Annotated in this window: 13 protein-coding genes; 5 read left to right on the forward strand and 8 right to left on the reverse strand. The window is 71.5% G+C overall.

Annotated features, from left to right (window positions below):
• The first annotated feature begins 323 nt into the window (after positions 1-323).
• Positions 324-1,655: a UDP-N-acetylmuramate--L-alanine ligase gene (murC, locus tag ACFYXF_RS34975; RefSeq protein ID WP_389355840.1), complete on the forward strand. Its 1,332-nt coding sequence runs from the start codon at positions 324-326 to the stop codon at positions 1,653-1,655.
• Here the strand turns inward: murC and ACFYXF_RS34980 are convergent.
• The 5 genes from ACFYXF_RS34980 to ACFYXF_RS35000 are packed head-to-tail and all read right to left on the reverse strand — an operon-like array spanning position 1,624 to position 8,277.
• Positions 1,624-2,622 (reverse strand): NUDIX domain-containing protein, encoded by a 999-nt coding sequence (locus ACFYXF_RS34980; RefSeq protein WP_389355842.1) that lies wholly within the window; start codon positions 2,620-2,622, stop codon positions 1,624-1,626. The genes murC and ACFYXF_RS34980 overlap by 32 nt on opposite strands.
• Positions 2,619-4,016, reverse strand: coding sequence for a Mur ligase domain-containing protein (locus tag ACFYXF_RS34985; RefSeq protein ID WP_389355843.1), 1,398 nt, complete (start codon positions 4,014-4,016; stop codon positions 2,619-2,621). The genes ACFYXF_RS34980 and ACFYXF_RS34985 overlap by 4 nt, the downstream gene beginning before the upstream one ends.
• On the reverse strand, positions 4,009-4,815 hold the full coding sequence (locus ACFYXF_RS34990; protein WP_389355845.1) for an NTP transferase domain-containing protein: 807 nt from the start codon (positions 4,813-4,815) through the stop codon (positions 4,009-4,011). Before ACFYXF_RS34990 ends, ACFYXF_RS34985 begins: the two co-directional genes overlap by 8 nt.
• Before the next feature lie 13 nt (positions 4,816-4,828).
• On the reverse strand, positions 4,829-5,449 hold the full coding sequence (locus ACFYXF_RS34995; RefSeq protein ID WP_389355847.1) for a gamma-glutamyl-gamma-aminobutyrate hydrolase family protein: 621 nt from the start codon (positions 5,447-5,449) through the stop codon (positions 4,829-4,831).
• 44 nt (positions 5,450-5,493) lie between these two features.
• A complete protein-coding gene (locus ACFYXF_RS35000; protein ID WP_389355849.1) occupies positions 5,494-8,277 on the reverse strand; it encodes a PEP-utilizing enzyme in 2,784 nt (927 codons plus the stop codon).
• Positions 8,278-8,510: 233 nt separating this feature from the next.
• Here ACFYXF_RS35000 and ACFYXF_RS35005 point away from each other — a divergent pair, with 233 nt between their 5' ends.
• Together ACFYXF_RS35005 and ACFYXF_RS35010 are read left to right on the forward strand one after the other, a co-directional pair.
• A complete protein-coding gene (locus tag ACFYXF_RS35005) occupies positions 8,511-9,953 on the forward strand; it encodes a transcriptional regulator (protein WP_389355851.1) in 1,443 nt (480 codons plus the stop codon).
• Positions 9,954-10,323: 370 nt separating this feature from the next.
• Positions 10,324-10,590 (forward strand): hypothetical protein, encoded by a 267-nt coding sequence (locus ACFYXF_RS35010; protein WP_389355853.1) that lies wholly within the window; start codon positions 10,324-10,326, stop codon positions 10,588-10,590.
• Here ACFYXF_RS35010 and ACFYXF_RS35015 read toward each other — a convergent pair.
• Entirely contained in the window at positions 10,574-10,735 is a 162-nt protein-coding gene (locus tag ACFYXF_RS35015) for a hypothetical protein (protein WP_389355855.1), read from the reverse strand. The genes ACFYXF_RS35010 and ACFYXF_RS35015 overlap by 17 nt on opposite strands.
• Before the next feature lie 253 nt (positions 10,736-10,988).
• Between ACFYXF_RS35015 and ACFYXF_RS35020 the strand changes: the two genes are divergently transcribed.
• On the forward strand, positions 10,989-11,417 hold the full coding sequence (locus ACFYXF_RS35020) for a DUF6233 domain-containing protein (RefSeq protein ID WP_389355857.1): 429 nt from the start codon (positions 10,989-10,991) through the stop codon (positions 11,415-11,417).
• A gap of 14 nt (positions 11,418-11,431) precedes the next feature.
• On the forward strand, positions 11,432-11,635 hold the full coding sequence (locus ACFYXF_RS35025) for a hypothetical protein (RefSeq protein ID WP_389355859.1): 204 nt from the start codon (positions 11,432-11,434) through the stop codon (positions 11,633-11,635).
• A 141-nt stretch (positions 11,636-11,776) separates the two neighbouring features.
• On the opposite strand, the gene ACFYXF_RS35030 is transcribed toward ACFYXF_RS35025, so the two are convergent.
• Together ACFYXF_RS35030 and ACFYXF_RS35035 are read right to left on the reverse strand one after the other, a co-directional pair.
• Positions 11,777-12,415 (reverse strand): hypothetical protein, encoded by a 639-nt coding sequence (locus tag ACFYXF_RS35030; protein ID WP_389355861.1) that lies wholly within the window; start codon positions 12,413-12,415, stop codon positions 11,777-11,779.
• A complete protein-coding gene (locus ACFYXF_RS35035) occupies positions 12,387-12,860 on the reverse strand; it encodes a hypothetical protein (protein WP_389355863.1) in 474 nt (157 codons plus the stop codon). Before ACFYXF_RS35035 ends, ACFYXF_RS35030 begins: the two co-directional genes overlap by 29 nt.
• Positions 12,861-12,912 lie beyond the last annotated feature (52 nt).

Genomic DNA, 12,912 nt, shown 5'->3' on the forward strand with positions numbered 1-12,912 from the left:
ACGACAACCTTCGATGCCAGGTTTCCCCTTCACCTCCTCATCGCATCTCGCAGGCCGAGAGGCCGCAACTCCCACTACTCCAAGCACTGCCACCTCAATGACACCGCACAAGGAACGTGCCGCGGCCGGGTGACAGTTCCAGTCGCGGCACGCCACAGTTCATGCTATGGCTGCCGGTTCATCACGCCCCGGCTAGCGACTCGCACAAATGCGCCTCTTGACAGCACATCAGCACCACTTAGCTACTCGGCATCTGCGCCGCGCCGCCGCAGGCGCCCTTGACGTACGCCGGGGCCGAGGGGTGCGCCGGTAGGCTCCGAGTCATGCCAGATATCCGTAAGCCGTTCGCTGACCGTCGTCTTCACTTCATCGGGATCGGGGGGTGCGGCATGTCTGGGCTGGCCCTCGTGGCCCGGGAGCTGGGCGCCCACGTCAGCGGCAGCGACGCCAAGAAGACCATCTACACGGAGTCTCTGGAGCGCAACGGCGTAACAGGGGTGACGATCGGTCACGACACCGGCAGCGTCCCTGACGCACCGGCGGAGGTGGTGTTCTCCAGCGCCATCAGGCCGGAGAACATCGAGCGTGCCGAGGCCAGCCGCAAGGGCCTGGGCGAGCTGCACCGCTCGGGGCTGCTGACGCAGATCACGGCTCTGCACGAGACGGTGGCGGTTGGCGGGGCGCACGGCAAGTCGAGCACGGCTGCGCTGCTCGCGCACGTACTGGCCTTCTGCGGAAAGGACCCGAGCTACGTGGTAGGCGCCCTGCTGCGCCCGCCCGGGGTGCACGCGGCCGCAGGATCCGGCGGCACTCTGGTGATCGAGGCGGACGAGTCCGACAAGAGCCTGCTGAACTATCAGGTGCACACCGCGGTGGTGACGAACGTCGACCTGGACCATGTCGGGGACGGCGGCGCCTACCAGAACATCGCGGACGTGGCGCGGGTGCTGGGCGAGTTTGCCGCCAAGGCGAAGGTGGCGGTGGTCTCCGCGCAGGCCGCCGAGCACCTGCGGCCCTTTGTGCCGGACATGACCGTAGCGGAGCCGGAGCTCATCGATGGTGAGCCGATGCGGTTCCGCCTGGACGGCGAGGTGTACGAGGTCAACCAGCCGGGCGTGCACCAGCTGCACAATGCCGCGCTGGTGGTCGAGATCGCCCGTCGTGCCGGCTGTGCGACCGGGGACGTCCGTAACGCCCTGCTGGCCTTCCCCGGGCTGGCACGCCGGTTCGAGTTGCGGGGCAAGACCGCCTCGGGGGCGCGGGTGTATGACGACTACGCCCACCACCCGGTGGAGGTGGCCGCCGCTTTGGCGGCGGCTCGCCAGGTCGCGGGCCGCGGGCGGGTGTTGGCCGTCTTCCAGCCGCACCTGTTCAGCCGCACCCAGCAGTTCCAGACCGAGTTCCTCGATGCGCTGGCCACCGCCGACCTGGCGTGGGTTGAGCCGGTCTACCCGGCCCGGGAGAACCCAGAGGAGTGGACGCACGTCGCCGAGCGGCTCGCGGCCGACGTCGACGGCAGGGCCCCCCAGATGCGGATGTCGCCGGGCCGGGACCAACTCGCGCGACAGCTCCAGGACGAGGCGACGGGCGGCGACGTGGTGATGCTGATCGGCGCCGGCGACGTCAACGCCCTGGCCGAGCCCTTGGTCCGCTGACCTGGCCCGGGACCTCCTCCGCGCTCGCCGGTGCCCATCCTCGCTCAGGGACGCAGCGGAGTGCGGCGGACGGGAGCGTACGGCAGTGATCGGTGACGGCGGCCACCTGGGCATCGCCCTCCGGGCCCCAGCCGAGCAGCAGATTGGCCTGCCGGGCCGGAACAAGGACACGGCGGTAGGTCTCACCGCTGTCCGGATCAGGCGCTGCCGGCCCCAGCCCCAGCAATGGCGCGGTCATCCGCAGCTGCGCGTAAGGCGCTTGGTTGTGCTCGTCGACCTGCTGGAAGCCGAGCAAGACCGGCGCACCGAGGCAGGCGGAGGACTCCTCGGCAGCTTCCCGGGCCATGGCGTCGGCCCAGTTCTCGCCGGGCTCGGGCTGGCCTCCGGGCAGACTGGGCGCCCCGAACCGGTCCAGCAGGACCAGGACACGGCCGTCAGGATCGGTCAGCCACCCCCACACCTGACGGACCGGGTGCCCCTCGGGTACGTGGATGGCCGGGTGCCAGGCGAAGCGGGCCCCGGTGCGCTCCGCCTTGGACGGCCGGATGCCGGGACGGCGGCCGCAGTGAAGTCGGACGGTGTCGCCGAGGAGCCCGGCGCGGCAGGCCGCCCGAACCCGACCTGCCTCCCGCTGACGGAGTGCAGCCAGGGCCTGGCCGACCGGCACTGTGCGGTAGGGCGTCGGCGCCGTCCACGAGGCTGGGAGCGGGCCTCGCCACATGATCCGGTGCTCCGTCACCGTGTCGTTCTCTCCTCCTGCGAGGTCACACGCCGCCATGCGGGGCATCGCGTCGTGAGACAGACCGAGGCGGTCTTCCAAGCGCCGCACCGCGCTGGACTGCTCTTCGTCGGGCGGGAGTTCGGTGGTCGGGGGCGATCCGTCCGGGCCGACGACGAGGCGGCCGTCGGCCAAGGCTGCCACCAGGGCGAGGGTGACCCGTGTGCGGGTGAGGTGGCGGCCGCTCATGAGGCCGGGGCGGGCTGAGCGCCGAAGGCGGTGACGGCTTGGTCGTGGAGTGCGGAGAACGTCTCCAGGCTGGCGTCATACCCGGCGGTGGCGATCAGCACGGGCTCGGTGGTCCGGCCGTCCGGCAGCGGTAGTTGTCCGCTGCGGCGGATGGCGTAGGCGGGGGTTCCCTCCAGACGGATGAGTTCGGCGAGCCGGATGTCAGCGTCGGGTGCCTCGCCGCCGGGGACTGCGGCGTCGCCCACGGGCAGCACCCACACAGTGTCCGCCTCGGACAGGCCCAGTGCCCAGGCCGAGAGGTCACGTTGGTTCTTCGTCCCCCAGGGGGCCACCGCGACGACGATGTGCCGGTCGGGGTATGCCTGGCGTAGGGCCTGGAGGAGGGCTGCGGCCTGGCCGGGCTGGCGGGCGTTGTCGTCGACGAGGACGAGTTTGTCGTCGTGGTGCATGGTGCTCATCCGGCGGCGCGGCAGCCGGAAGCCGGCCAGCGCCTCGGCGCTGTCGGCGGGGCTGATGCCCAGGTGCAGGGCGGTGACCAGTCCGCACGCGGCGGCGGTGACCAGATGTCGGCCCGGGGCGGGCACGGTCCACGTCCCCGCGTGGGTGCCGTGCTGGGCGAGGGCGAAGGTGGTGCTGTGCGGGTCGGCGCCGGTGATGTCGACGCTCCAGTCGGCGTCCTCGCCGACGGTTTCCACCGTCAACCGTGTCTCGGTGGCTGCGAGGTGGGGTTCGAGGAGGGCAGCGACCTCGTCGGGCAGGACGGCGAGGCGGGGTGGCGCGGGCGGGGCGGTGAGGAAGCCGGTGAGGCTGCGCTCGAAGGCGGCTGTGCCGGGGCCGAAGTGGTCTTCGTGGTTCTGGACGAGGTTGAGCGCGATGACGATCTCCGGTGTGAGGGCGCGGTAGGCGGCCTGGTATTCGCATGCCTCGACGATCGCCCACTCGCCCGCAGCGAGCTGGCCGCCGCACAGGAGGCCGGGGACGTCGGCGCCGATGTACGCCGACGGGGCGTAGGGGGTGAGGATGCGGTGCAGCAGAGTGGCGGCGGTCGACTTGCCCAGCGACCCGGCGACGGCGATCAGGCGCTTGCGGTGGGCCGCGAACAGGTGCTGGACGAACTCCAGGCGGGCCATCCGCCGCGGGCCGGTGTGAGGGCCGGGCGGCAGGGCGGCGCTGGCGACGTGCAGGCTGGCCCCGTCGGGGACGGTGTTGGCGCCGATGGTGACCGTGACGCCCTCGGCCGCGAGCGCGCGGGTGCGGTGGTTGGGCACCATGTCGTCACCGGTGACGATCATCCCGGCGGTGTGGGCGAGGGAGGCGGCCGGGGCGATGCCCTTGCCGCCCAGGCCGGAAAAGTGCACGTGCTCACCAGCAAGCGGCATCCGGGGATCAGCCATCGCGTACAACTCCTTCGGGGGCGGTGGTATTCAGGTCGCACAGGCCGTCCAGCTCGCCGTGGGCGTGCAGGTCCTCGTAGACGGCCAGGTCGTCGGGGGTGTCGATCTCCAGCCAGCCGCCGGGCACCGGCACAGTGGCCGCGTGGCCACCCGCCCGCAACCAGGCGGCGAGCAGGGCGGTGGTGTCCCAGCGGGCCGCAGCCTCATCCCGGCTCAGCGCGCGGCGGTAGAAGCTCATGAGGTCGGCGGCACCGGCCCGGCTGAGGCGCACGATGCCCATGAACTGGGCGTGCACCTCGTCCAGGCCGGCGGGGGTGCCACCGATGGCGAGCAGCCGTCCCTCGGCGTCCAGGCGGAGGCGTTCGGCGTCGTCGAGGGGGTTGTCCATGCGGGCTTGCCACAGGGGCAGCCAGCCGGTGTTGACCGGCAGGCACACATCAGCGGCGGGCGCGGCGAGCAGGGTGGTGAACACGGCCGGCTCGGCGACGATGTCGCCGTAGGTGACGATGGCGTCCTCGTCGAGGGCTCCGGCGTCGGCGGCGGCGAGCAGGCTCGCGGCGATGCTGGTCTGCTCCCAGCGTGGGTTGTGGACAGTACGGCACCCGCCCGCGTGGGCGGCGAGTACGTCGGCGCGGTAGCCGGTGACGAGGGTGACCGGTGTGCATCCCGCGGCGTGGAGGCTGGTGAGCAGGCGGGTCAGTAGCGGGAGGCCGGCCAACGGCAGGAGGGGCTTGGGGCGCAGGTCGCTCAGGGGGCCGAGGCGGGAGCCTCGGCCTGCGGCCAGGATGACGGCATGCATGTCAGGTGCACCTTCAGACGGGTCGGGTGGCTTGGTGATGGAGCAGGTGGTGCAGGGCGCGGGCGGCGGGGCCCGGAGGGTCCTCGCGTTCGGGGTGCCACATCAGCCCCCACCAGGGCAGGCGCCGGTGGACGAAGGCTTCGACGGTGCTGTCGCCGTCGGCGAGCGCCAGCACCCGCAGTTCGTCGGGCAGGCCCGCGGCGGGCAGGATGTAGCGGTGGTGGGAGGAAACGGTGAACGTGTCGGGCCACTCCCAGGGCGTCTGGGCGACGGTGTGCACCCTGTGGCGGGTTCCGGCATGGCGGAGGCGGCCGTCGGCGACGCGGGCGCCTGCCCGTACGGCGAGTGCCTGGGCGCCGCGGCACACCCCGATGACCGGCACCTGGTGCCGTTGGGCGTGGTCGAGCAGCCAGCCCTCGGTCTCATCCCGTTCGGGCGCGAGGTCTGTGCCGCCCGGAGCGCCGGAGAGGTCGTTGCCGCCGGTCAGCAGGATCGCGGCGAGCGGCAGCCCGGCCAGGGTGCGGCGGACCGTGGCCAGGTGATTGGGAATCAGCAGCAGCCGGTGGCCGGTCAGGTGTGCCATCCACCGCGTATCGAGGTAGTCGCCCGCCTCGTCCCTGTGCTCGAATCGCACGTGGCGCTGGGTGACTGCGACCCAGCCCGATTCGGTGCGGGGTGTCATGACAGCACGTCCACGCGGCTGCCGCCGGCGTCCACGGCCAGGCGCCGCGCGGCAACACAGGAGGCGTGGAGGGCGGGGCCGGTGCCGATCGCGGCGGGGATGCCGAGTTCGGCGCACCGGATCGCCATGTGGCTGTTGGCGCCGCCGTAGGCGGTGACCAGCGCGGCCGGATGGTGGGCGAAGATCCAGTCGTAGCCGGGGTCGGCGGCCTCCAGCACGATCACGGCCCCGGGCGGAGGCGGGCACGCCGGTGTGGGCACGGTGTGCACCGGCCCGGACGCCTTCCCCGTGCCGACGAAGTTCGTACGCCCCAGACCGCGGGCGAAGCAGTCCAGGTCCGACACCCCGGTGATCACGTCAGGCAGTTCGGCCAGCGCGCACACCTGGGCGCGAGCCCGGCGCCGGGCGATCAGGCCGGGCCACCGGCCCGGGTGGACGGCAAGGACCTCGCCGATGTGCAGGTGCCGCATACTCTCGCGGTCGATGCCGCGCACGCTGCCGCGGGCGGCGACGGCCTCCAGCACCGCGCTGACCCAAGCCGCGTAGGCGGCCTTGCCCCGCTCCCGGCCGGTGATCGCGGCCCGGCAGAACGCCTCCAGCCCCGTAGCGTCCACGCTCAGCGGGGCAACCGCGCGGGCGACGGCTTCCGTATGGCCCGCCGTCCATGGAGCCACCACGTCGGTGCTGGGGGCGGCGGGGACTGTGAGCAGCGGGCGCAGGTAGCCGTCGGGGTCGTCGCCGTACGCGGGCACGGTCAGGTCGTAGGTGCCGGGTCGCATCCACCGGTAGCGGGCCACGAACTCCTCCCACGCCAGATGCCCGGAGGCGGTGCGGGCGGCGTCGTGCTGCAGCACCGCCGTGACCGTGCCCAGGCCGCGCATCCACGCAGGCCCCAGTTCGCCCAGGCCCTCGTCGTGGATCGCCCGGAGAAGGTCAGTGGCCACGAATGCGGCCCGGGCCAGGTGTGCGAACCGCACGGCCGCTGTCCGTGCGGTGGCCAGCGTCGCCTTGAGCGTCTCCGGCCGTGCGTCCGCAATGGTTGGCCAGCCCGTACGGTCCATCGCCGCCGCATCGGCGGGTAGCCGGTCGATGCCTCGCCTCGTCACGAAGAGCAGGTGTTCGGCCAGCCTGCGGCGGGCGGCTGAGCCGATCCCGGCCCCCGCCAGGTAGGCCGTGCGCTGGCCAACGCGGGGTGTCCAGCAGGTCGCCGCGATCTCGAACTCGACCTTGTCATGCGCGGTCGGGTCATCGGCCAGCCGTTCGGCCATCGCCGTGAGAACGGCCTGCGCCAGCGGCTCCTCCACGCCTGCCGGGATGAACGAGGTCAGGCTCGCGGTGGCGTCGATATAGGGGGAGCCGGCCACTTGGTGCAGCAGCGGGATGCCGCGCAGGTCGCGGTAGCCGTACTCGGCCCGCTGCACCGCCCAGGTCCGGTCGGTGATCAGTATCCGGTACAGCGAGACGGCCAGCGGCGAGGGGCGGCGGCCGAGCATCTCCGCAGGGTTCCAGTCCGCCATGTTCGACAGGACAACCGGCGCATCGCCCAGCCGGGACGCGCGGCGCAGGGCCAGCCGCTCCACATGCCGCGCGGCCACTTCCAACACGTGCTCGACGGCGTCGTCGTCGGTCGTCCGGACGGCGGCCAGCGGGCGGGCTTGCAGCAGATGTGCCGCCCCGTCCGCGAGTGCGACCTCCACATCCAGCCGGCTTGTGCCGGCACAGGCCTCGGTCTCCACTGCGGCCTCCAGTAGCTGCGCCACCGCCGCCGGCAGCCGGTCCGCGCGGACCGGACCGGACCCGCAGCTGGCCGCCGCGCGGCGCACGTACCAGGTCTGCACCCCCTTGCCGCACCCGGAGGTCACCGTGTCGGTCCTGCCTGAGACCAGGTCCACCGTCGCCGTGTAGTACGGCGCCCCGGCCAGGGTCCGGGTCGTGACCACCCCGGCTGCCTGGACCGGATTCAGCCACCGCTGCACCAGCACCCGAGCCTCCGGCCCGCCCCTGCCGTAGGAGGCGAACACCTCGCCGACCGCGCGCGCGACGGCCTCGGGTTGTGCGGGGGCAGGGACCGGCACGCTCGCGAACGCCCCCGCGCCCGAGCGTTCCCATCCGTCCTCGCCATCGGCGCAGGACCGGACGATCAACGGCTCGTGCCCGTAGCGGTCGGCGATCGCCCCGTGCACCCGGCCCGGATCGCTCGCCCACTCCCGCCAGAACACCGACAGCCCCGTATCGACCCGAACACCACTGAGCAGGGCCGCGAGCCGCCGCAGCGCCACGTCCTTACCGCCGAGCAGCAGCCGAGCCCGCTGTTCGCCATCCCGCCACCGGGCCAGCCCGGCGCGGGGACCGGCCAGCGGCACCCGGTGGTGCTGCACCAGATGCCGAGCCGCAGCGGCGGCGCTCGCCTGCTGCGGGCCGCAGCCGCGCCTCACACACTGCGAGTGCGCCTCCAGGGCCTGCGGCCCGAAGCTGTAGGCCCTGCCCTGCGGCCCCCACGGGTCTTCGAGCACCCCGGTCCACACCCCGACGCCGTGCCCGCGCAACACCATCCGGCGGCACGCCTCCGTAGGGATCGCGCCATGCGGCAGCCACAATGCCGCCTCAATCCTGTCCCGGCCCAGGATGTCCCCGGTGACGGCTGGCTCCACTGTCAGGTCGATCGCGGCCGACGGCCGGTCGAGTAACTGCGCGACAACCTGACGCAGCCGCACCGCATCCGTCCATGCCTCCGTGCCGCCCAGCGGCCGGGGCCAGACCACGGCGAGGTGAGCACCCATCAGCAGCCCTCCGTCTCCCAGTAATCGATGGGGGCCACCGTGTGCGCATCCCACCTGGCGGTCCAAGACAGCGCGCCCTCGGCGAAGCCCCGGCGAAACGGTGGGCGAAGTGCCGGTGCCCTGAGCGCCGTTGCGCGCGCTCTCGACCCGCCCGGACGCCGCCCGCATAATGTGCGCTACCTTCAGCAACACCCCGGTCACGCACCATCCGTCCCGCCGAGAGGACCGCGGCCGTGCCCCACGACCAGGCGCCACCCCCGCCGCCGACGGGCGACACGGACGCCCAGCTGTCAGGCGAGAGCGCCCTGCGCTACTGGTTCCGCCTCTCCGGGATGTCGAAGAACGCGCTTGCCCGCGCCATCACCGAGCACGCCGCCCTGGTTGGCCACCGCCAGGTGCGTCCCGACGGCTCCCGCGTACGCCGCTGGATCGAGGATGGGGAGCAACCGCGCGACCCGGTCCCCGGTCTGATCGCCGAGGTCCTCTCCGAGCGCACCGGCTACCGCCTGTCGGCAGCCGACCTCGGCCTCGGGCCCGCCGCCGATTCAGATGAGGCCCGCTATCGCGGCCCGGCCGAGATCCTCACCGACCTCAAACGCGCCACCAGCGCGACCCTCGCCACCGGTCCGAAAGCCACAGAGCAGGCCGCCTACGGCGACGTCCCGCCACCCGCCGAGCCGCGCCACCTGCTCACCGCACTGGAATCCTGGTCCTGGAGCGCGCCCCGCCCGCTGCCCGCCACCACCCCGAGCGGTCGCCTCGGCCAAACGGACGCCGAACGCATCGCCGCCCACACCACCGCGCTGCGGCAGATGGACAACCAGCACGGCGGCGCCAGCATGCTCTACATGGCCGCCGCCCACCTGGCCACCACCAACACCACCATCAAAGACGGCACCTACGCCGAATCCGCGGGCCGTTCGCTCTTCCGCGAGCTCGGCGATCTCGCCGGCGTCGTCGGCTGGGCAGCCCACGACGCGGCCGACTACCCCCACGCCGTCACCTACCTGACCCTCGCCGTGCACGCCGCACGCGAAAGCGGTGACCGCAACCTCACCGCCCACCTCCTGCAATGCCTCGCCCGCGTCTGGGGCTATGTCGGTCACCCCCAGCTCGCCCGCGACTGCATCGCCCTCGCCATGTACGGCACCCGCAACACCGCCAGCCCCGTCCTGCGCGCCGGACTCCACGCCCTCGACGCCCGCTTCGCCGCCCTCCTCGGCCTGCCCCGCGACGCCCTCCGCGCCATCCACCTCGCCCAGGAGATCTTCACCGAGGACAGCCCCGGCCCGGCCCCGGCCTTCGTCTCCTACCTCGACGAAGCCGAACTCTCCTCCACCCTCGGCGAAGTCCTGCTCTTCCTCGCCCGCACCACGGACAACCCCCGGCACGCTCAAGACGCGATCGGCCTGCTCGCCAGCGCCGCAGAACAGCGCGCCGAACACCGCGTACGCTCCCGCGCCTTCGACGCCATCGCCCTCGCCCGAGCCCAGCTGTTCACCGGCCAGTTCGAAGCCGCCCACGCCACCGCGGAGCACGCCGCGGCCGTCGGCACCGGATTAGGCTCCGCCCGCGTCCGCCGCCGCTACCGTGACCTCGCACGCGAAGCCGCCGTCCACGCAACCGTCCCCCACGCCCGTGAGATCCACGAGCTGCTGGCCACTGGCCAGCCGTAGCCCCCGGCTACCGCCCGGGCCGCCGGGTCGTCCGTGGACACCGTGCGCAGCGGTCGGTGACTCTTGTACGAATGCCCTGGCCGCGTCACCCAAGATCGACCGCACTACCGCGCGGCCGCGACGAGCGGATCGGCTACGAGGCTGCGCAGTCCCGGGCTGCGTCGGCTCGTATTCGAGTCGACCTCTCCGCGTGAGCGGAGGTGATCCGTGGGCCGCCCATGGGGCTCGGCGAATGCTGTGCCTTCTCCGCGTGAGCGGAGGTCTACGAAGCCCCACCCCGCACGGGGCGCGGGGCTTTGCCGCGTTCGCGCCGCTTTCCCGACCCTCTCCCCGCCCCGCCCGGCAGCCCCATGCCGATACGGTGCCGTCCGTGAACAGCACCCCCCTCCTCCTTGCCGCCATCGCCTACCTCTGCGCCGGTACCGGCTTCCTCACGGCGGTGGACTACCTGCCCGGCCCCATGCTGGACGGCGAACGCTCCCGCCACCCGGACATCGACACGGCAGCCCGCCTGCTTCCCGGCGTGGTGGCCGCGTTCTTCACGGCGGGCTGGCTGATCATCCTCGCTTTGTGGCCGCTGTGGGCTGTGGAGTGGACAGGGCGGTGGGCGGCCGGTGTCATCAGGCGGCCTCGGTGACGCTCGTGGAGGTGGGCAGGGTGCGCGGGGCGACGGGGCGGGGGTCGATGCCGCGGGCGCGGTCGACGGCCAATCCAGCACGGCCTCCGCGGATGCGCTGCACGGTGGCGGGCGGCAGCGAGGCGAACAGGCCGACGTAGTGCACGCCGTATCCCCGCAGGACAGTCGCCTGGCGGGGTCCGATGCTGGACGACTGAGGAGAGCTCCGCCAGCAGCTCCAGGACCTGCCGGAAGGTGTCCTCGGGCAGCCGGTCTGGGCAGCGCAGGTGCATCACCGTCGACACCCCGCGCACCTCTCTGTCCACGCTCACGAGACCCACCTCCCGCTCCACACGCCATCGAACAGATAATCGAACACGCGAGGCGCAGGGGCGGATCGTGGGCATAGAATCAAAAATGTGTTCGACGATCTTCCGTCCGACCTGGACCGCCTGCGTACCCTGCGGGTCTGGCACGCCCTGTGGCTGGAGCGCATCGACCACAAGATCGCCTACCTTCAGCAGCGGCAGGTCGAAGAGGAACACGGCCGCCGCAACCGGCCGCAGCCCCCGGACTGGATCGTCGAACTCAGCAGGAGCACGGGCGAGCCGATCCAGGTCCACGGCGGCGACTGCGGCATGACGGGCAAACGGCACCGTTCGATCAGCCGCGACGAAGCCCGGCACCTCCTCACCGCAGGCGAGGTACCCGCATGCCCGTTCTGCCACCCCGACACCCAGCTGCACATCGACTTAGCCGCCCTTCGAGGCCGCCACGGCGCGGCCCCGAACACCCGTGCCATCCCGCCCGTTATCCTGCCGACTGGGCGACTTGCGATGATCGTCTAGAACAGGACCTGCCGATGACCACGACTCCCCCGCCGCCCATCAACGAGCCGGACCCGTCCGCGCTGACCTGCCCCGGCGACCGTGTCGGTCTCTGCGCCGGGTGCCAGCGCAAAACCCACCGGTACGGCTCGGGCGGGTGTCCGCTCTGCCAGTGGTGCATGACGCCAGCGATGGAACGGTGGGGTCCGGGCGTGCGCTACACCAGCATCCGCGCCTAGAGGCTGTCTCCTTGAAGTGGCGGTGAGCTGGTGTCACCGGCACGGGGGTGAAGCAGCTCGTGGGTGCACCACGAGAACGACCAGCACGCGGAAGCGCGACTCTGCGCCAGCGCCGAGTCTCGTCCGGCCAGTTACTCTCGATCAGCCGTGTGTCGACCCATCGAAGTTTCGGTTGAGGCCATGGCATCCCGCGAGGCACTTATCGCAGCTGAGCCTCACTCCCGGCCGAAAATTCGGCCCAAGAGCAGCACGCAGCTCGGTAGACGTGGCGAGCTGCAGGCTGCCGAAGCGCGCATCCCGGAACCTCGGGTTAGCTACGAGGGCCACTGCCAGGATCTGGGCCTTCGTGATGAGGACGAGGCACTTACGGCCTTCGTACGACTCACCGGGGATGTGATCGCATTCGTCAGGATCAAGTCCGCAAATCGAGCACTCCCACTCGTCCACGCGTGTCTCCACGCTAAACCCGACCCGAAGATGCCCAAGATCGACTGGACACTCCCGGTAGTAGACGCCGTCGCGGTAGGCCATGGTGCAAGCCTTCGGATAAACCCGCCTCAGCAATCCGCCTACCTCGTCCAGCAGCTCATGAGCTCGGTCGAAGAGGGCAAGGTCGTGCTCTTCGGAACGGTCCATTACCTGCCGCAGCTCCCCCCTCAGCCGCCGCAGGATCTCTAGCGCAGCTGGATCGGGGTGGCGTGCAGCCTTGGCCTGCTCAAGGTCGACCTGGCACTGCTGGAAGACTTCGTTCTCATCCCTCGGGGAGCTGACGGCGCTCATCCTCAGAACCCCACCTCTCGATCCTGGTGATCGCTTCGAGGACCGAGTCGGCCGGGCCGTCCATCACCAGCTTGGTGGTCAGGTCACCCTGCCGGGTTACCTCCACGTGCAGAACGGGGGACGGAACAGTCACCTCTTCGCCGGACGAATCGCCCCTCCTGAGGATCTTCATCGTCGCGTAGGAGGAGACCAAGCCAGTCAGCGTTGCGATCAGGGTCTCTTTCCCGACGTCCCTGGCGAACTCAATGATCGGCAACCAGAACTCGGATGCGTCGTGGGTCAGGTAGGTGCGATCAGGCTTCTCGTCCTCGAACTCGACGGTCAAGCCAGCGGCTCGGATGAGCTTCGCCACCCTGATCGCTTCGTACGGGTAGTTCCCGGGGACATCCGAGCGGGACACGCTCGGCAGTCCGGCAACTCCGCGCCTGATCAGCACGTCAGCCAAGGTCAACCCCCTCGGGTTTCTTCTCAGTTGCCATGATTCCACAACAACGACA

It is taken from the genome of Streptomyces sp. NPDC002680, assembly GCF_042889145.1.
Taxonomy (GTDB): Bacteria; Actinomycetota; Actinomycetes; order Streptomycetales; family Streptomycetaceae; genus Streptomyces; species Streptomyces adonidis.

Coding starts and splice junctions, on each gene's coding strand:
- murC (WP_389355840.1), top strand. CDS start 324: ATGCCAGATATCCGTAAGCCGTTCGCTGACCGTCGTCTTCACTTCATC.
- ACFYXF_RS34980 (WP_389355842.1), bottom strand. CDS start 2,622: ATGAGCGGCCGCCACCTCACCCGCACACGGGTCACCCTCGCCCTGGTG.
- ACFYXF_RS34985 (WP_389355843.1), bottom strand. CDS start 4,016: ATGGCTGATCCCCGGATGCCGCTTGCTGGTGAGCACGTGCACTTTTCC.
- ACFYXF_RS34990 (WP_389355845.1), bottom strand. CDS start 4,815: ATGCATGCCGTCATCCTGGCCGCAGGCCGAGGCTCCCGCCTCGGCCCC.
- ACFYXF_RS35000 (WP_389355849.1), bottom strand. CDS start 8,277: ATGGGTGCTCACCTCGCCGTGGTCTGGCCCCGGCCGCTGGGCGGCACG.
- ACFYXF_RS35025 (WP_389355859.1), top strand. CDS start 11,432: ATGACCACGACTCCCCCGCCGCCCATCAACGAGCCGGACCCGTCCGCG.
- ACFYXF_RS35030 (WP_389355861.1), bottom strand. CDS start 12,415: ATGAGCGCCGTCAGCTCCCCGAGGGATGAGAACGAAGTCTTCCAGCAG.